Consider the following 22,016-nt stretch of genomic DNA (forward strand, 5'->3'; position numbering starts at 1 on the left):
CTGGGATGACAACTGTTGGCCCGGGATGACAACTACCGGGCCACGACGACAACTGGCGGGTCTGCATGACAACTGCCGGGCCGGTCCCGGACTTTGGCGGCTGCGGTCTGTTTTTCAGAAGGTCCAGGTGGCCGCGACGTAGGCTTGGCTGCGTGCCGGCAACTGCATCAAGATGGCGTTGGCCGGACCGCCGTAGCCGCGCCAGCCGCCTTGCAGCTGGACGCGGTCGCCTTTCCAGAGCAGCGCCGCCGTGACGATGCGGCCGCCGTCGGCCGGCTGGTACAGCAGGTCCAGCGAGGGCTGCCAGCCCTCGTGCTCCCAGCTCAGGCGCAGGTACAGGTTGCTGCGGCGCAGGCTGCTCGAAGCGTTGAAGGCATCGGCCTGCCAGGCCAGGTTGCCGGCCGCCGCGCTGGCCGGTGCGCCCAGCGCCGGCAAGCCGGCCAGCAAGGCATTGCGGCTTTGCCAGCGCTCCCACTCGCCATCGGACAAAGCCGTGCCGTCCCACCAGGCTTCCGCCAGCACACTGAGCTGGCTCTCGTTGGTCCAGGTGCCGCCGATCAAGGCCTGCCCGGTGTGCTGCACGCTGGCCGCCTGCCACGGGTTGCCGCGCAGCAGGCCGCTGGCCAGCGGATCCATGGCCAGGCTGTCGGCGCGCTCCAGGTAGCGCAGCGAGCCGTGCAACTCCAGCGCATCGCTGGCGACCCAGGCCGCAGCGGCGCCCAGGCTGGCACCGGTATGCGCGCCGACGCGGGCGAAGCCGTGCCAGTCCAGGCTGCCATCGCGCCGGTAGACGCGCGCCGCCAGCGCCGGCTCCTTGGCGCCCAGCGTATCGCTGGAGGCCGTCGGATTGACCCAGACCCAGGACCAGGCGGTGGCAGCGTTGAAGTGCTCCGCCATCAACACCGGGCGGCCCTCGGTCAAGGTGTTGACCAAGCTGCGGCGCTCTTCCTGCTGCACCACGTCGTTGGGGCGAAAAGCGTAGCCCACGTCCCAGGCCACGATCTTCTTGCCGGCGCTGAACTGCCAACTGCCGCCATCGTGGGTCGCCACCAGTTCGTTGAACCAGGCGCGGCTTTGCGTCGGCAAGCCCTGTGGCATTTGCTGCTGTAGCGTGGCGCTGGCGTTCCAGCCACGGCCGCTGCTGCGCAGTTCGGTCTCCAGCGTGGCGCCGTTGCCTGGCGTGCTGGAGGTGCCGGGGGCCAGCTCATTGGCCACTGCCAGCGGCCCCATCGTGTTGGCCTGGCGCTGGTCCCATTGCAGCCGGACCTGGCCGCTGATTTGCGGACCGGCGCCGGAAGTCTGCGCGCCGCAGGAGCAGGCAGAGGCCAGCGCCAGCGCGCCCAAGGTGATGCGGTGCATGGCTTACTCCAGGGGCGGGTTGCGCACCAGGAACATCGGGTTCAGCCACTGCGGCGGCACCTGGCGTTCCTTGCGGCTCAAGTAGCGCACATGGGTGGTCTTGTGGTTGCTGACCTGATCGGCCAACACCATCTCGGTCACCATGGTCGGCGCGCCGGGCTTGTCCATGACAAAGCGCGCCTGCTTGGCCAGCTTGTCCGACAGCACGTACAAATCGGCGCGCACCGGCTCATGCCGCGTCTTGCCTATCCACAGCTCGATGCGCTGGTAGGTCACGCCCTTGCGCCGCGCGTTCAGGCTCAGGTGCAGGCAGGTCTGCTTGGCCGCCGCGGCGCCCTCCTCGCACGCTTCCTCGCCCGCAAGCTTGCCGTTGTAGTCCTCGGCCCAGCTCATGGTGGCGACGTCGCCGGTGGAGGCATCGCCCAGCAGCTTTTGCATCGGCGTGATGCGCAGCGGGCGCTGGCTGCTGGGCATCAGGAGCCAGAAGTCGTCGCCCAGCATCAGCACTTTCTGGCCTTTCTCGGCCGGGCTTTGCATCAGCACCAGCGACTGGCGCCCGGTCTGCGCAAACACGGTGTAGCGGCGCTCCTTGTCGGGCGAGCCGTCGGCATTGAGCACATTGATCTGCGTCTCCACCTGCAGGTTGTCGGCGCTCATGCGGAACTTGTCGGTGGCTTTCAGCAAGGCCGTGACGTCCTGCGCCTGGGCCGCCAGTGCGGCCAGCGTGAAGGCGGCCGCGATGAAGTATTGAATTGGTTTCATGGAAGTCTCTTGTAGACAAAATTGAAGTTGGCTGTCATCGCAAGCTCACTTGACTGTCATCCCTGGCTTGCTTGACTGTCATCCCGGGCTTGACCCGGGATCCATGGATTGCGGGTCAAGCCCGCAATGACAGAATTGGCGGCATTGACAGAGCTAGTCGCAATGACAGAAGTGGCGGCAATGACAGACGTGGCGGCAATGACCATCCTTATCCTCAAGGTTTCAGGTATGGGCCAGGGCATCCACCACTGGCATGTTGACGGTCTTGCGGGCCACCCAGACCGAGGCCAGCACGGTCAGGGTGACCATGGTCAGCATCGTCACCAGGTAGACGGTCAGGTCGAAGGTGATGATCAGCGGATAGCCTTTCGACTGGCCTGGCGGCGGCGGCATCTCGACCGGCACCACCAGCAAGAACACGGTGACCGCGATCGCCACCAGGGCGCCCGCCATGGCACCGACACCGCCCAGCACCATGCCCTCCAGGCCCAGCGTGCGCAGCAACTGGCGCGGCAAGGTGCCCATGGCGCGCAAGGTGCCGATTTCACGGGTGCGCTCGATGATCGCCATGGCCATCGCATTGGTCACCACAAACACCACGATCAAGCCGATGATGAGTCCCAGCGCGCCGAAGATGCGGTTGTACAGGTCGCGCACCGACTTGTAGAAGAAAGCCTGGTCCAGCCAGGTCTGCACCGTCAGCGCCGGATTGGCCGCGGCAAAGCGCTGCCGGGCCGCGTCGGTCAGGTCCATCCGGCTCAGGAAGACACCCAGAGTGGAGACTTTTTGCGTGTTGAGCAACTTCTGCGCGGTCGCAATGTCGGTGTAGACGAGGCGCCGGTCCATGTCCGGCACGCCGGTGGAAAAGACGCCCTTGACCCGCACGTCCATGGCGTTCAGGGCGCCCTCGGTGGTGCTGGCCAACAGCGTCAGGCTGCTGCCCGGCTTGGCTTTGAGGCTCTTGGCCAGGCCTTCGCCCAGCATGACCTCGGCCTCTTTGGAGCCGCTGGCCAACACGTCGCCGGCGGTGACGGTCAGAAACGGTCCCTTCACGGCAAACTCGCTGTCCGGGTCGATGCCGGCGGCCAGCATCACGGTGGACTTCTCGCCGTTGCTGATCAAGCCGCTGAACTCCACGCGCGGCAACACCTGGCGCACTTGGGGGTCGGCCAGCAGACGGCTGCGCAGCTCGCCGGCATTGTCCAGCCCATGCTGCAAGGGGATGTCCTCGTCCTTGTTGAACTGGTCCGGCTTGCCGATGATCAGATGCCCGGTGCTGCGCGCCGCCATCTCGGACAAGCCCCGGTAGGTGGACAAGGCAAACCCTGCCGCCACCAGAATGGCCGCCGTGCCCAAGGCCGCAATCGACACCGTGACCAGCGAACGGCGCCGGTTGCGCAAGGTGTTCTGCACCGCAAATTTCAACCACTTCGTCGAGATCATTGCAGCCTCCCGTCGAGCAGCGCCAGCACCCGGTCGCAACGGCCGGTCAGGCGGCTGTCGTGGGTGGCAATAACAAAAGCGGCGCCCTCGGCATGGCCCAGTTCGCGCATCAGGTCCAGCACCTGGTCGGCGGTGTGCGAATCCAGGCTGGCGGTCGGCTCATCGGCAATCACCAGCCGCGGGCGCTTGACCAGCGCACGGGCAATGGCGACGCGCTGGCGCTGGCCGCCCGACAAGGCATCGGGCCGGTGCTGCGCGTGCTCTTGCAGGCCTACCGCCTTGAGTTGCGCCGCCACCCGGTCGCGCCGCTCGGCCATCGGCACACCGGCGATGAACAGCGGGTAGTCGACGTTGTCAAACACCGTCATGACCGGCACCAGATTGAAGTTCTGGAACACAAAGCCCAGCGCGTCGCGGCGCAGCAAGGTGCGCTGCACTTCGTCCAGGCCGTTGACCTTTTGACCGCCCAGCACGATGTCGCCCGAGTCGGGCGTATCGATCAGGCCGCACAGGTTCAGGATGGTGCTCTTGCCGCTGCCCGAGGGGCCGGTCAGCGCCAGCAGCTCGCCGCGCTGCACGCTCAGGTCCACGCCGCGCAGTGCCGGTATCACGTGCTGGCCCAGATGGTAGGTCTTGTGCACCGCGTGCAGTTCAACAACGCTGGCGCTCATGATGCCAGCGCCTTGAGTTGGGCACGGGCCGCTTCCGCCTGCGGCGCACCGGTCTGGATCACCTGATTGAGGTATTTGTGCGCGTCGTCCAGGCGCTTTTCCTTGGTGGCCAGCGCGGCACCGGCCAGCCAGACGTTGCCCCGGAACTCCAGCGGGCTGCTGGCCAGCAAGGGGCTCGACAAGACCTCGTTCAAGAGCTTGGCGCCGCGCGCGCCGCGGTTCATGAAACCGGGCACCGCCAGAAAAGTATTGGCCGCCACAAAACGCACTTCCAGTACCGCCGGGGTGCTGTGCTGCAAGGGGGCGTTGTGCGCGGCGGTCAACAGCGCCAGCGCCTTGTCCAGCAGCGCCATGCCGTCTTCGGCGTAGCTCATCTTCTTCCAGGGCAGCCAGGTGGTGGTGGCCAGCATCGCCGTGCTGGCGCCGGCGTAAGCCATCAGCACCGGATTGGCGGGCTCGCTCCTGAGCAAGGCGTTGAAGCTATCGGCGGATTTTTCGATCGCCGTGTCGCCGCCCTTGGCGGCTTGCAGAAACTGCTCGAAAGCCGGCTGGAACTGCGCCTCCGGCAGCGCCTGCGCCGAGACCGACAGCAGCACGGCCGCGCCGACCGCCAGCAGGCGAAGCGAAAATTTGGGTGTCAATTTGAATGTCATGGGTAAGTCCTCTTGATGAGAAATGATGCGAACGGGCTGAAGCGTATTCAGCCCGTGCTACCCATGCACCCGGATTGCGACGAAGCGCCTTGCGCAGGCGCGAAACGTCTAGAAAGTGGCGTGAGACAAAACGACCTCAGTCACGGCGATCATGCCCGCCATGGCCGCCGCGCTCGCCGTCACGGCCTTGATACTCATGGCGCTCCTGCCGCTGCCAGCCGCGGCGGTAGCCGGGGTAGCGCCAGTCGGCCTGAAGGTAGACGGGCGGTGCCACATACATAGTCGCCGGGCGCGCATAGACCACCGGACGCGGCGCCACATACACCGGGCGCGACTCGTACACCGTTTCGTAGACCGGCTGGTAGCTGGGTTGCACCACCATCATGGGCGGCGCGCTGCTGACCCCCAGTTGCACACCGGGCGAGGACAGGCCCAGCGACCAGAACACGTTTTGCGCCTGTGCCGTACCCGCCATGCCCAACGTCGCCAGGGCCACGCCGGCCGCCACCACCAAGCCAGATGTCAAACGCTTGATCTTCATGAGAGTTCTCCTTCTAAGAAACACACGGGGCAGAGGTTTGCCCGTGTGTGTCTAACGCGGCCGGGGCGCCTCAGGATGGCGTCGTTTGTGTGAAATAGATTGCCAGACGTAACAGAGGCGGCTTCTCCGGGGCCGCTTCAGGCCAGTCGAAAAGCGCTACTTCAGCGTATATCGGCGTCTAAAATCGCCCAATGAGCTCCCCTACCCCCGCAACACCCAAGCCAGCCGCAGCGGCTGCCAGCGAAACCGTCAAACCCAGCAACTTCCTGCGCCAGATCATCGAGCACGACCTGGCCAAGGGCACCTACGCCACGCGCCACTGGGGCGGTAGCCCGGGCGACGCGGCGCACCATGCCCAGGGTGGCCTCGACCCGGCCAAGATCCGCACCCGCTTTCCGCCCGAGCCCAACGGCTACCTGCACGTGGGCCATGCCAAGAGCATCTGCCTGAACTTCGGCCTGGCACGCGACTATGGCGGCGTCTGCCACCTGCGCTTTGACGACACCAACCCCGAGAAGGAAGATGTTGAATACGTCAACTCCATCCTCGACGCCGTGCGCTGGCTGGGCTTCGAGTGGAACGGCGCAGCGGATGCCGCGCCCTACCAGGCCAGCGACTACTTCGACTTCATGTACCGCGCGGCGGAATGCTTGATCGAGGCCGGCCACGCTTACGTGGACGAGCAAAGCGCGGAAGCCATGCGCGACAACCGCGGCGACTTCGGCAAGCCCGGCGTCGACAGCCCGTTCAGGGGCCGCACGCCCATCGAGAACCTGGCGCGATTCAGGGAAATGCGCGATGGCCAACACGAAGACGGCGCCATGGTGCTGCGCGCCAGGATCGACATGGCCAGCCCCAACATCAATATGCGCGACCCGGCCATCTACCGCATCCGCCGCGCCACGCACCACAACACCGGCGACAAATGGTGCATCTACCCCATGTACACCTACGCGCACCCGATCGAGGACGCGCTGGAGCAGATCACGCACAGCATCTGCACACTGGAGTTTGAAGACCAGCGCCCGTTCTACGACTGGCTGCTGGACCGCTTGTGCGAAGGCGGCCTGCTGGCGCAGCCGCATCCGCATCAGTACGAATTTGCGCGCCTCAATCTCACCTATGTCATCACCAGCAAACGCAAGCTCGCGGCCCTGGTTTACGACAAGCGCGTGAGCGGCTGGGACGACCCGCGCATGCCCACCATCGTGGGCCTGCGTCGGCGCGGCTACACGCCCGAAGCGATTCAACTGTTTGCCGAGCGCATTGGCGTGACCAAGAGCGACAGTTGGATCGACTACAGCACTTTGGAAGGCTGCCTGCGCGAAACGCTGGACGTGTCGGCGCCGCGCGCCATGGCCGTGCTGGACCCGCTGAAGCTGGTGCTGAGCAACTGGGACGAGGTGATGGGCGCCGGTACGCTGGATGATTGCAGCGCCCCGCTGCACCCGCACCACCCGGAACTGGGCCAGCGGCAATTCAAGATCGGCAAAGAGGTGTGGATTGACCGCACCGATTTCGAGGAAGTGCCGCCCAAAGGGTTCTTTAGACTCTATCCCGGCAACAAGGTGCGCCTGAAATACGGCCATGTGATCGAGTGCACCGGCTACAGCAAAGAACCCGAAGGCAAGATCCGCGAGGTGCACGCGGTGCTGGTACCCGACACCAAGAGCGGCACGCCCGGCGCCAACGCCGTCAAGGTCAAAGGCGTGATCACCTGGGTCGCGGTGGCCGACGGCATCCCGGCCGAAGTGCGCCTCTACGACCGCCTGTTCACCGACGAACAACCCGATGCCGGCGGCAAGGACTTCATCGAAAGCCTGAACCCCAACAGCCTGAAAGTGGTGCGCGCCATCGTGGAGCCGTCACTGGCCAGCGCGAAGACTGACGACAAGTTCCAGTTTGAACGCCACGGCTACTTTGTGGCGGACCGAGTGGATCATGCGGCGGGCAAGCCGGTGTTTAATCTGGCGGTGGGGTTGAGGGATGGGTGGGGGAAGTAATGCACAGCACGCGCTTTGATTTGCCGGTGGTACTGACAGAACATGCCAGACTGCGCATGGCAGAGCGCGACATGAATGCCGCTTTGGTGCTGGAAATCATTGATACCGGCAACCTCAAAGATGCAGGCAACGCCCACTATTGGCTATACAAATATCTGCCCGCCCGCACAGACAACTTGCTTTGTGTCGCCGCTGTGATTGAAAATGCGGTAGTGGTCAAAACCATCATGCACCACTGGGAACCCTTGCCATGAAAAGTATCTACTTCGAAAACGACGACATTCTGCAAATCCGCGTATCGGACAAGCCCATCGTGCGCGAAGTATCGCAAGACTGGCATACCAACGTCAGCTACGCCGAAGACGGCACGATTGTCGAAATCGTGCTACTTGATGCCAAGAAGGAAGGCCTGCTGCCACTTGAGTTCAGGAAAGCAGCTTGACCTCTGGCCTGGCAATTGTGTCGGGAAGCAACAACGTCTTTCGCGACTTGGGGTTTCCGAAAGCCGAAGCACAAAACTTGTTGCTGCGCGGTGATCTGGTCATACACATCCGCAAAGTGATAGACAAGCTCGGCATCACGCAAGCCGAAGCCGCCAAGCGCGCGGGCATCACGCAACCGCGCATGAACGATCTGATCAAAAACCGTACGCACAAATTCACGCTGGATGCACTGGTGAACGTCGCCGCGCAGTTGGGCTACACCGTGAAGTTGTCTTTGAAGAAAGCTGCCTGATGCATCGCATCACTGCCTCGGTCCTGCCCGACGCCAATGGCTGATCGCTTGCCAGCTCTGGAAATGCATCTGGCACACTCAAGCCAATTGCCCACGGTACTGCACGTCGCACTTATGCGGAGGAACCAGAAAAATGGCTCAGTCTAAAACAACTCGCTCTGTGAAGAGCACCGCCTTAACCCGCCCGGCGACGGCGCAAGGCAAAATTGCTCAAGCATTGAAACACGCATCCAGCCAAGCCAAGAAGCACCTCGCAGCGCAGGGTCTGAAGTTGCCTACCCAAAATTGGGCCGGCTCAGCCGTGCGCAACCCCGTTTGCTGAAAGCGGTGAAAGCGATTGTCGAACCCTCACTGGCCAGCGCAACGGCGGATGACAAGTTCCAGTTCGAGCGGCATGGCTACTTTGTGGCGGACCGGGTGGATCATGCAGCGGGCAAGCCGGTGTTTAATCTGGCGGTGGGGTCGAGGGATGGGGGAAAGTAATGAAACCGCCGAAAGGGAAGAAGGCTCCACATGAAAAATCTAGTATCACCACATGTCTTACTCATAGGAAATCCGTATACAACAATAAATAACCTCAAGGGAATACTTGACGATATTGCATTAGAAAACATTAAGAAAGCGGTAATTCTGGAGATTCAACTGCTATTTCAACTTGGCATGGATCATTATTCGTTTGCAAAGAATATTGATCAAAAATACTGGCGACAAAAAGTATCACGCCTTTATTATGCTGCTTACAACATACGGCGAGCAATTCAACTTCAAGACAGTGGTAAGTATTCAACTGATGTAAGTGATCACAAAGATATAGATAACCTGCCACCCAGCCTGAATCAACGAACAATTCACGGCTCGATGCTTAGACAATTGCGAGATGATAGAAATTTGGCGGACTACAGTCACCTCGGACAAGAAGGAGATCTGTTCGCAACCACAAAAGAACTAGAGCAAAAGGTTGATGAGTTCTTGATCGATTGTAGAAATTATCTTAAAAAGGCTGGGATTATTTTATGATTACGAAAACCATCGAACAATCCGCAGGAGGAGTTGCTGAAAAAGTGGCGGCTCAACTTGGTGGTATAAGCCTCGACTGGAGTATAAAACGTCGTCCAGATGGTGAATACATTGTTTTTGAGTCAGCCTCACCCAGTGCAAAAATTATTGCCGCATGCGACATTGTCAATGAAAATCTTGAAGATACTTCTGATTTCAAAGATAGACTGATAGTTGGAAAGAGAAAGGTAAAGCCGGCCTCTAGGCTTTCACTTCCTGAAACGAAGCTATTTCGACGAGAAATATCGGAAAGCCTAACTGTCGACAAAAATACCTTTGGACCGGAATTCTTGGAACGCTACACTCCATCGGTTTCAAATTTCGAGGAGATAGTAGTAAGTAATGCCAATTGCATTGTTTTTGGTCGACGTGGCGCCGGCAAAAGTAGCCTTTTGGGATATGCGATGCATCAACTAAGGCGTATTGATGGTCAGTATGCATGGATTGCAATGCAGACATACAACGGGCGTAAGGATTTCCACTCAATCCCGTCAATATTGGTTGAAATAATTCAACAACTCAAATCCAGTGGAGCCAACGGAAGCGACGCAGACGAAATATCTATGAAATTTGGTGAAATTGCCGAATCCGAGTCTTCAAACAACAGGACTCAAGCAAGAACGCTAAAACTAATACCAAAATTGAGGGCATTGATTGCAACTATTGCTTCGCCCAAGCGGGCATTTACTATTTTTATTGACGATTTGCACCTACTCGACAGAACGCTTCAGCCTCAACTACTCAGCGCTCTATACGCATGCACGAGAGGTAATTCATCCTACATTAAAGCGTCTGGAATTGAACAACTTTGCAACCTATGGAATGCCGCTGAACAAACCGGTCTTCAAGCACCACATGATGCGCAGATACTTCGGCTTGATTACAACTTGACGATGCCTCATAAATCCCTTGAACATATTGAGGGGATTTTAGATGCGCACGCTAAGTATTGTGGACTGCCGGGCATAAGATATTTAATTGAAGATGCCGCTATGGCTCGATTAGTTCTTGTTGCTGCTGCCGTACCCAGGGATGCACTAAGTTTATTTTCTCAAGCAATAGCAAAGGCTTTAGTTAAATCACAAAGAATGGTGACTGTAACTGCAGTAAATACTGCAGCATCAGAAGCTGCGCAAATAAAATTACAAGATATTCAGAGTGATATTCCGTCAGGTGACGATTCCATTTCAGAACTCCTAGATCGCGTGAAGGATTTTTGTATTGCAAGAAAGAAAACTAACGCTTTTCTATTCAAAATTGATCATAATACCAGTGACTGGGGTGCGATGCAAAAGCTTGTTGCTCTTCGTTTAGTGCATACCCTCCACGAGGGTATTACACCATCGAGTGCTGGAGTTGTTTACCAGGCTTTGATGCTCGACTTCGGATTCTACGTTGGTATTCGAGCCGCTCGAAGCGTTAAAATATTCCCAGCAGATTTATCACAGTTGCTCGCTAAGGATTTACGGCGCCTTCCAGTTTTCGTATCCGATTGAATTCACATAGGGGAAATTGGGGGAAATCGGGGACAGATTCCGATTATTCGATGATGTCACCATGAATATTGCATACGACAAAGCAACCGACTCGCTCTATATCCACTTGGGCGACTGCGCATCGGTGGCCTCAGACGAGGTGACCGATGGTGTGGTGCTTGATTTCGATGCCAGCGGCACATTGGTCGGCCTTGATGTGCAACAGGCCGGTCAACGGGTAGACGTCAATAATTTGGCCGTGCAATCCAACTACGCTGAGCAGGACGACATCTTGCACCTCCGTATGTCGGACAAGCCCATCACGCGCGAAGTGTCGCGGGACTGGAACACCCATATCGGCTATGCAGCGGACGGCACGATTGTCGAAATCGTTTTGCTTGACGCCAAAAGAATGCATCGCAGCCGCATGGTTTCAGGAAGCCACCACGCGTAACCAAGAACAAGAACAGTTGACCCCACCATGCCTCTCTCCTGGAACGAAATCAAATCCCGCGCGCTGACCTTCAGCCGCACCTGGGCAGACGCCGCCAATGAAGACAGCCAGGGCAAGCCGTTCTGGATTGACTTCTTTGAAATCTTTGGCATCACCGACAAGCGCGTGGCCACCTTCGAGCACGCCGTCAAAAAATTGTTGGGTGAGAAAGCCCGAGTAGACGGTTTTGTCGATCTGTTCTGGCCCGGCATGCTGCTGGTGGAGCAAAAATCGCGCGGCAAAAATCTGGATGCGGCGCTGACGCAGGCGCTGTCGTACTTCCCCGGCATTGCCGAGCGCGACTTGCCGCAACTCGTCATCGTGTGCGACTTCGCTCATTTCCGGGTCCATCGCCTCACCACCAATGAGACCTTTGAATTTGCGCTCAAGGACCTGCACAAAAACATCAAGCTCTTTGGTTTCATCGCGGGCTACAAGGCGCTGGAGATCAAGCCGCAAGACCCGGTCAACATCAAGGCCGCCGAGCGCATGGGGCGGCTGCACGATGCGCTAAAAGCCAGCGGCTACACCGGGCACCCGCTGGAAGTGCTGCTGGTGCGTCTGCTGTTTTGTCTGTTTGCCGATGACACCGGCATCTTTCAACCCGCGCAATCGTTTCGTACTTTTATCGAGGAGCGCACGTCAACTGATGGCTCCGACCTGGGCTCACGGCTGGCGCAGTTGTTTCAGGTGCTCAACACCGAGGACGGCACCGGGGGCGCTGGCCCGAGCAAACGCAGCCAGGCGCTGGACGAGCAGGTCGCCGCCTTCCCCTATGTGAATGGCAAGCTGTTTGAGGAACCGTTGCCCATGGCCGATTTCACCAGTGCCATGCGCGAGGCCCTGTTGGACGCTTGCGCACTTGACTGGTCGGCCATTAGCCCCGCCATTTTCGGCAGCCTGTTCCAGAGCATCATGGATGACAAGGCGCGCCGCAATCTGGGCGCGCATTACACGTCCGAAGAAAACATTCTCAAGCTGATCAAGCCGCTGTTTCTGGACGATCTGTGGGCAGAGTTCAACAAGGTCAAAGGTAACCGCAACAAGCTGTTTGAGTTTCACAAAAAACTGCGGCTTCTGACTTTTTTTGACCCAGCCTGCGGCTGCGGAAACTTCCTCGTCATCAGCTACCGCGAGCTGCGCCTGCTGGAGCTGGAAGTGTTGCGCAGCAGTATTTCCGACAGGCAAATGGGCGTCGACATTCATGGACTCATCGGCATCAATGTCGATCAGTTCTACGGCATTGAGATTGAGGAGTTTCCGGCCCAGATTGCGCAGGTGGCACTGTGGCTAATGGACCACCAGATGAACCTGCGCGTGAGCGAAGAGTTCGGCATGTACTTCGCCCGCATTCCGTTGCGCACCACGCCGCATATCGTGAACGGGAATGCGCTGCGCTTGGATTGGAATGAAGTGTTGCCAGCGGAACGGTGTAGCTTTGTGCTTGGGAATCCACCGTTTGTGGGCGCCAAGTTCATGGATGACGTGCAGCGCGAAGACACGCGTGCCGTGTTTGCTGGTATCGACAACGCCGGGCTACTGGACTTTGTCGCGGCTTGGTATGTGAAGGCAGCGCAATACATAAAGGTGCCCAGGAAGGGACTCGAACCATCCGCCCGGTGTGCCTTCGTCTCCACCAACAGCATCACGCAAGGCGAACAAGTTGGCGTACTGTGGGGTTGGTTGCTAGCGCAGGGCATGCACATCCACTTTGCGCACCGCACTTTCAGTTGGAACAACGAGGCACGAGGCAAGGCAGCCGTGCATTGCGTGATCATAGGTTTCGGGTTGGAAGACCGGCCGGGCAAGGTGATTTACGAGTACGACAACATCAAGGGCGAACCGCATGCAGTGCCAGCGGCCAACATCAATCCTTACCTGGTCGATGCGCCCGACGTGGTGCTGCCGCGCCGTTCATCACCCATTTGCAACGTGCCGGAAATCGGTATCGGAAACAAGCCGATTGATGATGGCAATTACCTGTTTACCCGTGACGAAAAACTGGCTTTCATCGCCGTCGAGCCCGCCAGCACCAAGTGGTTCCGCCGCTGGATTGGCGCCGATGAATTGATCAACGGGTATGAACGCTGGTGCCTGTGGCTAGGCGACTGCCCGCCCGGCGAACTGCGTGCCATGCCGGAAGCCATGAAGCGGGTGCAGGCGGTCAGGGTATTTCGGCTGGCCAGCAAGAGTCCACCAACACAGAAGCTAGCTGCCACACCGACGCGCTTTCATGTTCACAACATGCCAGTGAAGTCGTACCTGGTATTGCCTAGACATTCTTCGGAAAATCGTCCATTTATCCCAATCGGTTTTGTCGAGGCATCGATGATCACAGGAGACGCTTGCCTAATGACAAGCGACGCCTCGAAGTACGATTTCGGCATTCTTTCAAGCAGCATGCACAACGCATGGATGCGCTATACCTGTGGCCGCCTTGAAAGTCGGTATCGCTACTCCAAAGACATCGTCTACAACAACTTCCCCTGGCCCGACTTGTCCCAAAATTCAAAATCAAATCAGCCGGTAGCCACAGTAGATAGATCGCAAACAGCTATCGAAACTGCTGCCCAGGCGGTGCTCGACGTGCGTGCCAAGTTCCAGTCTGGCGAACAACCCACCACGCTGGCCGACCTGTACGACCCGTTGACCATGCCGCCCGAATTGCTCAGAGCGCATCAGAAGTTGGATGCCGCCGTCGACAAGGCCTATGAGCGCAGTGGCGGCAAAAAGAGCTACAGAAGTGACGCCGAGCGCGTGGCCTTTTTGTTTGAGCTGTACCAGAAGTACACCAGCCTGCTGCCCACCGATTCCGCCCGCCCCAAGCGCCGCGCAAAAGCTGCCGCATCGCAGTAAAGTATCGCCTCCCAGGAGAACCCAAATGTCACAAACGCAAGTCCTGCATCAGCAAATCGCGCAACTCCCCGCGTTGGAGCAGATCGCCCTGGTCGAAGAAATTCTGCATCGGCTCGATGCACCCGATGTCTCGGTCGATGCCCTGTGGGCTATAGAAGCTGAAAACCGCCTCACGGCTTACCGACAAGGACAAGTCCAGGCCATTCCCCTGTCTGAAGTTTTGGCCAAATACCACTTGCCATGAACCTCAGCCTGCTACCCGCTGCCCAGGTTGAATTGGATGAGGCGGTGCAATGGTACGAAGTTCAAAGCGCCGGACTGGGTGAACGATTTTTGGTCGAGGTTGTCCACGCTTTAGCTTTGATTCGGCAGTTTCCCACGGCCTGGCATCCCCTGAGTGCCAGCACCCGGCGCTGTCGACTGAAACGTTTTCCTTATGGTGTGATTTACGCCATTGAAGACAACAACATTCTGGTGATTGCAGTTGCCCATTTACATCGCAAGCCTGAGTACTGGTCTGAGCGGGTTGGATGAAGGCGAATACAGGCGCCCGACCTGCGCCAGTTGCGGCATCAAGCTCTGCGGTCAAAAACCCCATTTAAGGTATGATCAACCCCATTATGGGTATTGCAACCAAACTTGAAAGAACGTCCAGCCTCGCAGACGCACTCTTCCCCAAGGGGCGACAGCGCGTGCTGGCGGTGTTGTTTGGCAACCCGGGCCGCAGTTTTTACGCCAACCAGGTGATTGCACTGGCGCAGTCGGGCACAGGTGCTGTACAGCGTGAACTGGCGGCGTTGTCCGAGGCTGGTTTGCTCACGGTCACCAAGCAGGGCAATCAGAAGCACTATCAGGCCAATCCGAGTGCGCCTGTGTTTGCTGAACTGCGCGGGCTGGTACTCAAGACCATGGGGTTGGCCGATGTGCTGAGGGTAGCCTTGGCGCCACTCAGCGGCCAGATTGATCTGGCGTTTGTTTATGGCTCGGTCGCCAAGCAGCAGGACACGGCCCACAGCGACGTTGACGTGATGATCGTGAGCGCAAGTCTGGGTTATGCCGACGTATTCGGCGCGCTCGAAGGCGCCGCCGCCACGCTGGGTCGCAAGGTCAACCCCACGCTGTACACGCCGACTGAAATCGCCAAGCGAATCAAACTCGACAACGCGTTTGTCACGCGTGTGCTCAAGCAACCCAGGATATGGCTGCTAGGAAGCGAGGAACAACTCCATGCACCCAGAGCTTGAAAACCTGTGCGGGGCCGGCAACCGGTACATCGTGTTTCAGGTGCTACCCCACACGCTGGGTTTGGGACCGGAGGTTTGGCGGGTGCTGGACAAGTGCCACAACACGCGCAACCTGGGCGAATACGAGGGCTTGCTCGATGTGGATGAACGCTTGGTCAAAGACCTGATCGCTGCCACTCAGGCCGTAGCTCAAGCGCTGAGCAAAAGCTGACCCCACCATGCCCCTTTCCTGGCAAGTCGCGCAACTCCCCGCGTTGGAGCGGATCGCCCTGGTCGAAGAAATTCTGCACTGGCTGGAATCAGCCCAAATTGGACCGTACAGTGGTGTTGTATGAAATATGCGGGCTTGTACGGCAAAGCCGTATAATTCGCCAATGATGCTCACCATCGTCGAAACGCCGTTGTTTCAGAGCCTTTGGCCCGACTATTGGGACGAAGACGAAAGAGGTGAATTCGCGTCGTGGCTTGCGCACACGCCCGAGGCCGGTGACGTCGTTCCCGGCTCAGGCGGCGTGCGAAAAGTTCGGTGGAATCGCAAGGGAACAGGCAAACGGGGCGGCGTACGGGTTGTGTATTTCAACCGACTTGCCAACGGTGAGATTTGGTTGCTGCTGATGTACGCCAAAAGCGCACGCGACAACGTACCCGCCAATGTGTTGAAACAGATCAAGCAGGAGATTGAAAATGCCGATGACTGAAAAGCAATTGCGAGCCCGTGACGCCAAGCGGGACATAGGCGCAGAGCTGCTGGCTTCAGTGCGTCAGATGAAGGCGGGCAAAGGCCGGGTGGTTGCCCGCGTGGAAGTTCCGCCGGTAACGGCTGCGCGCATGAAGTCTGGTCTTTCGCAGGCCGAGTTTGCCGGTTTATTGGGCGTATCCGTGCGCACGCTGCAGGATTGGGAGCAAGGCCGCAGGCAACCTTCGGGCGCGGCGCGCAGCCTGATTACGATTGCTGAGCAGCAACCAAAAGTTTTGCGACAGGTATTCAAGTCTTTGGCGGCGGCGTAGCGATCCAGAGATTTCAACAAACCCATTTAGGATCGAGGCCTTCTGAATTGTCCTCACCCATGGCCGCGTCCAACCCCACCAACTGCCCCTCCTGTCGCGCTGCCATGGCGGCGCACGTGCTGTCGAGCGTCAACGGCGGGACGGTCGAGCTGGACCTTTGCTACCCCTGCCAGGGCATCTGGTTTGATCCGCAGGAGAACCTGAAGCTGGCCCCGGCGGCGGTGGCAGAGCTGTTTCGGCTGCTGCATGAACACCGTGACGACGCGCGCCAGCCGCTCGCGCCGCAGATCCATTGCCCGCGCTGTCGCGATTCGTTGACGCAGGGTTTCGATGTGGTGCGCAGCGGGCGTTACGTCACCTACCGCTGCCCCAATCGCCATGGGCGCTTCAGCGCGTTTTCGTCTTTCATGATCGAAAAAGGTTTTGTGCGCCTGCTGACACAGCCCGAAATTGACGACATCGCGCGGCGCGTGGCCGTGATCCATTGCTCCAGTTGCGGCGCACCGGTGGACCTCCGCAAGGACAGCGCCTGCCCGTATTGCCGGGCAGCGTTCTCCCTGCTCGACCCCAAGGCCGTGGAGCAGGCACTGCAGGGCTATGCCAACGCCAGCAAGAGTGCCGCCAGCATCAAGGTGCCGGAACTGGCCGACGCGCTGGTCATGCTGGAGCGCGACCGCCAACGTACACTGCGGGACCAGAGGGCCAGCCGCGGCTCGCTGTTCACCACCGAGGTCGGGCCGGCTCTGGATTTATGGGCGCTGGGCGTCTCCATGGTCGCGAACATACTGGATTAACGACAGGCAAAGGAACCATCATGAAGAAACTCAACGTCACCATCACGCTGGAGCTGTCTGTCCCGGATGACTGGGAACTTGTCGAAACCTCTGAAGGCGGGCAAGTGGTGAAACTGCCCAACCAGCAATTTCTCGACATTGCCGTCGAACCCCTGTTTGCCAGCGATCCCGAGGAAACGTGGAGCATCAGCGAGGACGATGATGTGCTGAACGACTTTCTGGACATGATCGAGATTGAGGATGTTGCCTACGAGTTCGTCACGCACTAGGCTGAATCAGGCACTTGGCTATTGCCTCATGTTGCCAAGCTTGCCCACTGACACACGCAACGGATAGCCGTCGCCCTGCGCATCGCGATAGACGTTGGTAGTGCCAGGAATGACGATGGTGGTGGCGTGGCCCGCGCTGTTGAGGATGTTGGTCTGGATGACCAGTGCCGGGTGGCCTCGTTTGCCGGGCTCCTCTTTCTGGGTTTGGGGTTCAAAGTCCACCTCCCACACCTGGGCGCGTTTGAGCTTAGGCAAGGCCGTCTCCCGCGCTGGCGTCCATGGCCTGGTTCTCGGCCAGATGCTGTGCCGACAGCTGTTTTGAGAGGAACACCATGCGCGCCTTGATGGCGCGCTCGTTCTTCTCGAGGACGGCCTCGCGGACGTAATCCGAGGCGGACATGCTCAACGCGCTGGCCAGCGCCTTGGTCTGCTCGGCAAACTCGGCAGGCGCGCGAAAAGAAAGGGTAACGCGACTCATGGTTTGTGATTCAAATTTGCAAGACGCAACTGTGGTCACCTTTGTGTTTTAAATCGCGTGTGTTTCAGTTGCTTGCCACTTTGTTTGGATTGATCAGGTACTTGGCGCCGGTGGCGCGCTGGCCGTAGACCGCGATGGCTTCGGGTTGCAGCGCCTCGGCCAGTGAAATCTCCTTCGAGTAGCTGCTGGCAAAAGTGGTCTTCAGTTCCGCCGCCACGCGTTGCCGCAGCGCCTGCGCGGCCGGCGCGCCGATGCGCTGCAGAAACGGAAACAACAGCCAGCCGCCAATACCCCAGGCCATGCCGAAGTTGCGGTTGAACTCCGTCGGGCCGGTGTCGAGCCCGCCGTAGAGGTAGACCTGCTTGTGGGTCGTCGAGCCGTAGCGGCTGTACTCGGTGGCGCTGCGGTTCAGGGCCGCCTCCATGCAGCTGAGGATTTGCCCGGCCAGCTTGCCGCCGCCGGTGGCATCGAAGGCGATGGTGGCGCCGGTGTCCACCAGCGCCTGGGTCAAGTCCGCCATGAACGTCGGCGCGGAAGAGTCGCAAACATGGCTGGCACCCAGGCTCTTGAGCAGCGCCACCTGCTCGGGCTTGCGCACGATGTTGACCAGGCCGATCTGGTCCTTCAGGCAGATCTTGTTCAGCATCTGGCCCAGGTTGGAGGCCGCCGCCGTGTGCACCAGGGCTTTGTGGCCCTCGCGCCGCATGGTCTCCACCATGCCCAGGGCGGTCAGCGGATTGACGAAGCAGGAGGCGCCCTCGGCCGGCGTGGTGCCCGGCGGCAACAGCAAGCATTGCTCGACCTTGATGCAGCGGTACTGCGCATACATGGCGCCACCGATCAGGGCTACCGTCTTGCCCAGCAAGGCCTGCGCCGCCGGCGACGCGCCGGCCGCGACGACCACACCGGCGCCTTCGTTGCCGACCGGCAGCGACTGGCCCAGCCGCGCCGCCATGCCCTTCATCGCCCGCTCGGGAATCCGGGCTGTGACGACCGGGCTGGCCGGCGTGCCGGACACTTTTGCCGTACTGATGTCGGCCGCGCCAAACAACAGCCCGATGTCGGACGGGTTGATCGGCGTGGCTTCGATGCGCACCACCACTTCGTCCGGCGCCGGCTCGGGCGTGGCGACATTCTGTAGCGACAGTTCCAGCTCGCCGCTGGGTTTGACCAGGGAGCGAAGCTCAAGCCCTGTGAAGGCGGGATGGTGACTCATGACAGACTCCTGTGATTGAAAACCACTCTAGCACAGGGCCGAAATCAGGGTCGCAGCCAAGCCCTTGAGAAACCCGGGCTTCGCCCCAAGCTGTTTTAATTGCTACAGCCAACCGGCGGTAACAACTCCAAATTTCCATGAAAGTTTTCCATGTCTGAACTGCTCCAAAAGCTCCAATGGCGCTACGCCACCAAAAAAATGAACCCGGCCAAGGCGGTACCGCAAGAAAAAGTCGATCGCATTCTGGAAGCTGCGCGTCTGGCACCCACTTCCAGCGGCTTGCAGCCCTTTGAGATCATCGTCGTCACCAACAAGGACGTGCGCGAACAGATCAAGCCCAAGGCCTGGGGCCAGGGGCAAATCACCGACTGCTCGCACCTGCTGGTGTTTGCCGCCTGGGACAACTACACGCCAGAGCGCATCAACATGATGTTCGACCTGACCAACGCGCAGCGCGGTTCCACCAACGAAGGCTGGGAGAACTACCGCAAGATGCTGCTGGGCAACTACCCGGCGCGCGACGCCCAGACCAACTTCGAGCACGCCGCCCGCCAGGCCTATATCGGCTTGGGCGCGGCCTTGATCGCCGCCGCCTTCGAGGAAGTTGACGCCACGCCCATGGAAGGCTTCGACCCGAAGGCGCTGGACCAGATCCTGAACCTGTCGGCGCGCGGCCTGCGCAGTGTCGCCATCCTGCCGCTGGGCTACCGCGAGGAAGACAAGGACTGGCTGGTGAACCTGAAAAAAGTGCGGCGTCCGCGCGAGCAGTTCATCACCGAAGTGGCGTAAGCCACCAGTACCGTAGGCTCTTCACCGGAGCCGCCGGCGCACTGGCGGGAGTTGGGTGACAATCAATTCATGAACGCACCCGACCCCACCCTCCAGACCTCCAGCAATCCCCTGCTGCGCGAGTGGCTCGCGCCCTACGGCCTGCCGCCTTTCGAGCAGGCCCGACCCGAGTATTTCGAGAGCGCTTTCGAGGTCGCCATGGCGGCCCGCTGCGCCGAGCTGGACCTGATTGCGGCAAATCCCGAGCCGCCCACTTTCGCGAATACAGTGCAGGCGCTGGACCAGTGCGGACGCTTGTACAACCGCCTGGAATTGCTGTTCAGCAACCTCACCGTGAGCGAAACCAGTCCGGCCTTGCAAGCGGTGGAGCGCACCATGGCGCCGCGCCTGGCGGTCCATGAGAACGCGGTCTACATGCACGCCGGCCTTTTTGCCCGCATCGACAGCCTGTACCGGCAACGCCGGCAGCTTGCGCTGGAGCCGCAGGACCTGCGCCTGCTGGAGCGCGTGCATCTGGATTTTGTGCGCGCCGGTGCCCAATTGAGTGGCACCGCCCGGCAGCGTTACAGCGCCGTGGTGCAGGAGTTGGCGGAGTTGTGCACGGCGTTTTCGCAAAACGTGCTGGCCGACGAGAACGGCTTCCTGCTGGAGCTCAAGACCGAATCCGATCTGGCCGGTTTGCCGGAGTTCTTGCGCGAGGCCACACGCGCCGCCGCCGCCCAACGCGGCCTGGGCGACAACCGCCATGCCGTCACCCTGTCGCCGTCCCTGACCGAGCCGTTCCTGACCTTCTCGGCGCGGCGCGATCTGCGCGAAACGCTGTGGCGCCAGCGTTCGCTGCGCGGCGCTCACGAGGGCGCCAACGACAACCGCCCGGTGGCCGCGCGCATCATGGCGCTGCGCCAGGAGCAGGCCGGGCTGCTGGGCTACGCCAGCTATGCCGACTACGAGTTGGCCGATCGCATGGCCGGCAACACCGCGGCGGTATTGGACTTGCTCGGCAAAGCCTGGGAGCCGGCCAAGGCCAAGGCGCAGGAGGACCGAGTGGCCCTCACTGCCATGGCCCGGAGCCTGGGCCAGCCGACCCCCATTGCCGCCTGGGACTGGCGCTACCTGGCGGAAAAAGTGCGGGAGCGGGAGTTTGATCTGGACGACGGCGCGCTCAAACCCTACTTCACGCTGGACAACATGATGGCCGCCATGTTCGACTGCGCGGGCCGCCTGTTCGGAGTGCGCTTTGTCGAGCAGCAAGGCCTCGCGCTGTACCACCCGGACGTGCGCGCCTGGGAGGTGCAGCGCGCCGACGGCAGCCTGGTCGGGCTGTTTCTGGGCGACAACTTCGCGCGGCCGGCCAAGCGCAGCGGCGCCTGGATGAGCATCTTCCGCAGCCAGTCGGGCCACCGGGGTGGCACGCTGCCTATCGTCATCAATAACAACAACTTCGCCAAAGCCAGCCCGACCCTACTCAGTTTTGAGGACGTCAAAACCCTGTTTCACGAGTTCGGCCACGCTCTGCACGGCCTGCTGTCGCAGGTGCGCCACGAGCGGCTGGCCGGCACCAGCGTGCTGCGCGACTATGTCGAGTTGCCCTCGCAACTGTTCGAGAACTGGGCGCTGGAGCGTGAGGTGCTGCAACGCCACGCGCGCCATTTTCAGACTGGCGAGCCGCTGCCCGACGCCCTGCTCGACAAGCTGCAGGCGGCACGCCGCTTCAACCAGGCCTGGACCACGCTGATGTACACCGGCCCGGCGCTGATCGACATGGCCTTGCACAGCCTGCCCAATGGCACGGCGGTGGACATTGCCGCCTTCGAAACCCAGCAGTGCGACTTGCTGGGGGTGCCGCTGGACATCGGCTTGCGCCACCATCTGAGCCATTTTCAGCACCTGTTTGCCGGCTCGGGCTACGCCGCCGGCTATTACGTCTACATGTGGGCCGAAGTGCTGGAAGCCGACGCTTTCCAGGCCTTCAGCGAGAGTGGCGACGCCTTCGACACATCGACTGCCCAGCGCCTGCTGCGCCACATTTACAGCGCCGGCAACGGCCAGGAACCGGCACAGGCGTTTCGCGACTTCCGGGGCCGCGATCCGCAGGTCGAGCCGATGCTGCGCAAGCGCGGCCTGTTACCAGACTGAAAAAGACCTCAAACCGTGGCGCGCGGGCAATCGGT

At 60.2% G+C, this 22,016-nt stretch carries 28 protein-coding genes; 19 read left to right on the forward strand and 9 right to left on the reverse strand.

The genetic code is table 11. From position 1 onward, the window contains the following. Positions 1–114: 114 nt before the first annotated feature. The 6 genes from PHS32_RS16355 to PHS32_RS16380 form a co-directional block, all read right to left on the reverse strand. Positions 115–1,359 carry a hypothetical protein gene (locus PHS32_RS16355; protein WP_301080118.1) on the reverse strand — a complete coding sequence of 415 codons (1,245 nt, stop codon included), beginning with the start codon at positions 1,357–1,359 and terminating at the stop codon, positions 115–117. 3 nt (positions 1,360–1,362) lie between these two features. Further along, the gene (locus PHS32_RS16360; protein WP_301080119.1) at positions 1,363–2,121 is read right to left on the reverse strand and encodes an outer membrane lipoprotein-sorting protein; all 759 of its coding nucleotides are present in this window, start codon (positions 2,119–2,121) and stop codon (positions 1,363–1,365) included. A 222-nt stretch (positions 2,122–2,343) separates the two neighbouring features. Then, on the reverse strand, positions 2,344–3,564 hold the full coding sequence (locus PHS32_RS16365; protein WP_301080120.1) for an FtsX-like permease family protein: 1,221 nt from the start codon (positions 3,562–3,564) through the stop codon (positions 2,344–2,346). Continuing rightward, the gene (locus tag PHS32_RS16370; RefSeq protein WP_301080121.1) at positions 3,561–4,235 is read right to left on the reverse strand and encodes an ABC transporter ATP-binding protein; all 675 of its coding nucleotides are present in this window, start codon (positions 4,233–4,235) and stop codon (positions 3,561–3,563) included. The genes PHS32_RS16365 and PHS32_RS16370 overlap by 4 nt, the downstream gene beginning before the upstream one ends. Further along, complete coding sequence (locus PHS32_RS16375) at positions 4,232–4,888, reverse strand: hypothetical protein (protein WP_301080122.1); 657 nt, start codon at positions 4,886–4,888, stop codon at positions 4,232–4,234. The genes PHS32_RS16370 and PHS32_RS16375 overlap by 4 nt, the downstream gene beginning before the upstream one ends. Before the next feature lie 136 nt (positions 4,889–5,024). Next, complete coding sequence (locus PHS32_RS16380) at positions 5,025–5,429, reverse strand: hypothetical protein (protein ID WP_301080123.1); 405 nt, start codon at positions 5,427–5,429, stop codon at positions 5,025–5,027. Between the two features lie 191 nt (positions 5,430–5,620). On the opposite strand from PHS32_RS16380, the gene PHS32_RS16385 reads away from it, so the two are divergent. From PHS32_RS16385 to PHS32_RS16465, 17 genes are all read left to right on the forward strand, one after another. Then, complete coding sequence (locus PHS32_RS16385) at positions 5,621–7,432, forward strand: glutamine--tRNA ligase/YqeY domain fusion protein (RefSeq protein ID WP_301080124.1); 1,812 nt, start codon at positions 5,621–5,623, stop codon at positions 7,430–7,432. Then, positions 7,432–7,686: a DUF4258 domain-containing protein gene (locus PHS32_RS16390; RefSeq protein ID WP_301080125.1), complete on the forward strand. Its 255-nt coding sequence runs from the start codon at positions 7,432–7,434 to the stop codon at positions 7,684–7,686. Before PHS32_RS16385 ends, PHS32_RS16390 begins: the two co-directional genes overlap by 1 nt. After that, entirely contained in the window at positions 7,683–7,874 is a 192-nt protein-coding gene (locus tag PHS32_RS16395; protein ID WP_301080126.1) for a DUF2283 domain-containing protein, read from the forward strand. The genes PHS32_RS16390 and PHS32_RS16395 overlap by 4 nt, the downstream gene beginning before the upstream one ends. After that, positions 7,871–8,167 carry a helix-turn-helix transcriptional regulator gene (locus tag PHS32_RS16400; RefSeq protein ID WP_301080127.1) on the forward strand — a complete coding sequence of 99 codons (297 nt, stop codon included), beginning with the start codon at positions 7,871–7,873 and terminating at the stop codon, positions 8,165–8,167. Before PHS32_RS16395 ends, PHS32_RS16400 begins: the two co-directional genes overlap by 4 nt. A 315-nt stretch (positions 8,168–8,482) precedes the next feature. Continuing rightward, positions 8,483–8,650 (forward strand): hypothetical protein, encoded by a 168-nt coding sequence (locus PHS32_RS16405; protein WP_301080128.1) that lies wholly within the window; start codon positions 8,483–8,485, stop codon positions 8,648–8,650. 30 nt (positions 8,651–8,680) lie between these two features. Further along, complete coding sequence (locus tag PHS32_RS16410) at positions 8,681–9,184, forward strand: hypothetical protein (RefSeq protein ID WP_301080129.1); 504 nt, start codon at positions 8,681–8,683, stop codon at positions 9,182–9,184. Then, the gene (locus PHS32_RS16415) at positions 9,181–10,719 is read left to right on the forward strand and encodes an ATP-binding protein (RefSeq protein WP_301080130.1); all 1,539 of its coding nucleotides are present in this window, start codon (positions 9,181–9,183) and stop codon (positions 10,717–10,719) included. The genes PHS32_RS16410 and PHS32_RS16415 overlap by 4 nt, the downstream gene beginning before the upstream one ends. Before the next feature lie 61 nt (positions 10,720–10,780). Beyond that, positions 10,781–11,152 (forward strand): DUF2283 domain-containing protein, encoded by a 372-nt coding sequence (locus PHS32_RS16420; protein WP_301080132.1) that lies wholly within the window; start codon positions 10,781–10,783, stop codon positions 11,150–11,152. Positions 11,153–11,179: 27 nt separating this feature from the next. Continuing rightward, positions 11,180–14,047, forward strand: a complete 2,868-nt coding sequence (locus tag PHS32_RS16425) for a DNA methyltransferase (protein ID WP_301080133.1) — start codon at positions 11,180–11,182, stop codon at positions 14,045–14,047. 25 nt (positions 14,048–14,072) lie between these two features. After that, positions 14,073–14,291, forward strand: coding sequence for an addiction module protein (locus tag PHS32_RS16430; protein ID WP_301080134.1), 219 nt, complete (start codon positions 14,073–14,075; stop codon positions 14,289–14,291). Beyond that, positions 14,288–14,581, forward strand: a complete 294-nt coding sequence (locus tag PHS32_RS16435; RefSeq protein WP_301080135.1) for a type II toxin-antitoxin system RelE/ParE family toxin — start codon at positions 14,288–14,290, stop codon at positions 14,579–14,581. Before PHS32_RS16430 ends, PHS32_RS16435 begins: the two co-directional genes overlap by 4 nt. 71 nt (positions 14,582–14,652) lie before the next feature. Next, positions 14,653–15,291, forward strand: a complete 639-nt coding sequence (locus tag PHS32_RS16440) for a transcriptional regulator (protein WP_301080136.1) — start codon at positions 14,653–14,655, stop codon at positions 15,289–15,291. After that, positions 15,275–15,502, forward strand: coding sequence for a hypothetical protein (locus tag PHS32_RS16445; protein ID WP_301080137.1), 228 nt, complete (start codon positions 15,275–15,277; stop codon positions 15,500–15,502). Before PHS32_RS16440 ends, PHS32_RS16445 begins: the two co-directional genes overlap by 17 nt. Positions 15,503–15,668: 166 nt before the next feature. Further along, complete coding sequence (locus PHS32_RS16450) at positions 15,669–15,989, forward strand: type II toxin-antitoxin system RelE/ParE family toxin (RefSeq protein WP_301080165.1); 321 nt, start codon at positions 15,669–15,671, stop codon at positions 15,987–15,989. Further along, complete coding sequence (locus PHS32_RS16455) at positions 15,976–16,299, forward strand: helix-turn-helix domain-containing protein (RefSeq protein ID WP_301080138.1); 324 nt, start codon at positions 15,976–15,978, stop codon at positions 16,297–16,299. Before PHS32_RS16450 ends, PHS32_RS16455 begins: the two co-directional genes overlap by 14 nt. A gap of 59 nt (positions 16,300–16,358) precedes the next feature. Further along, positions 16,359–17,093, forward strand: coding sequence for a zf-TFIIB domain-containing protein (locus PHS32_RS16460; RefSeq protein WP_301080139.1), 735 nt, complete (start codon positions 16,359–16,361; stop codon positions 17,091–17,093). Between the two features lie 20 nt (positions 17,094–17,113). Continuing rightward, positions 17,114–17,362, forward strand: coding sequence for a hypothetical protein (locus PHS32_RS16465; RefSeq protein WP_301080140.1), 249 nt, complete (start codon positions 17,114–17,116; stop codon positions 17,360–17,362). An 18-nt stretch (positions 17,363–17,380) separates the two neighbouring features. On the opposite strand, the gene PHS32_RS16470 is transcribed toward PHS32_RS16465, so the two are convergent. The 3 genes from PHS32_RS16470 to PHS32_RS16480 all read right to left on the reverse strand — a co-directional run bounded on the left by PHS32_RS16470 (position 17,381) and on the right by PHS32_RS16480 (position 19,056). Then, a complete protein-coding gene (locus tag PHS32_RS16470) occupies positions 17,381–17,617 on the reverse strand; it encodes a type II toxin-antitoxin system PemK/MazF family toxin (protein WP_301080141.1) in 237 nt (78 codons plus the stop codon). Then, complete coding sequence (locus tag PHS32_RS16475) at positions 17,610–17,840, reverse strand: antitoxin of toxin-antitoxin stability system (protein WP_301080142.1); 231 nt, start codon at positions 17,838–17,840, stop codon at positions 17,610–17,612. The genes PHS32_RS16470 and PHS32_RS16475 overlap by 8 nt, the downstream gene beginning before the upstream one ends. 64 nt (positions 17,841–17,904) lie before the next feature. Then, positions 17,905–19,056: a zinc-binding dehydrogenase gene (locus PHS32_RS16480; protein ID WP_301080143.1), complete on the reverse strand. Its 1,152-nt coding sequence runs from the start codon at positions 19,054–19,056 to the stop codon at positions 17,905–17,907. Between the two features lie 150 nt (positions 19,057–19,206). Between PHS32_RS16480 and PHS32_RS16485 the strand changes: the two genes are divergently transcribed. Continuing rightward, positions 19,207–19,845: a nitroreductase family protein gene (locus PHS32_RS16485; RefSeq protein WP_301080144.1), complete on the forward strand. Its 639-nt coding sequence runs from the start codon at positions 19,207–19,209 to the stop codon at positions 19,843–19,845. 69 nt (positions 19,846–19,914) lie between these two features. After that, positions 19,915–21,981, forward strand: coding sequence for a M3 family metallopeptidase (locus PHS32_RS16490; protein ID WP_301080145.1), 2,067 nt, complete (start codon positions 19,915–19,917; stop codon positions 21,979–21,981). Positions 21,982–22,016 lie beyond the last annotated feature (35 nt).

Origin of the sequence: Rhodoferax sp., assembly GCF_028714215.1 — a bacterium.
GTDB lineage: Bacteria > Pseudomonadota > Gammaproteobacteria > Burkholderiales > Burkholderiaceae_C > Rhodoferax.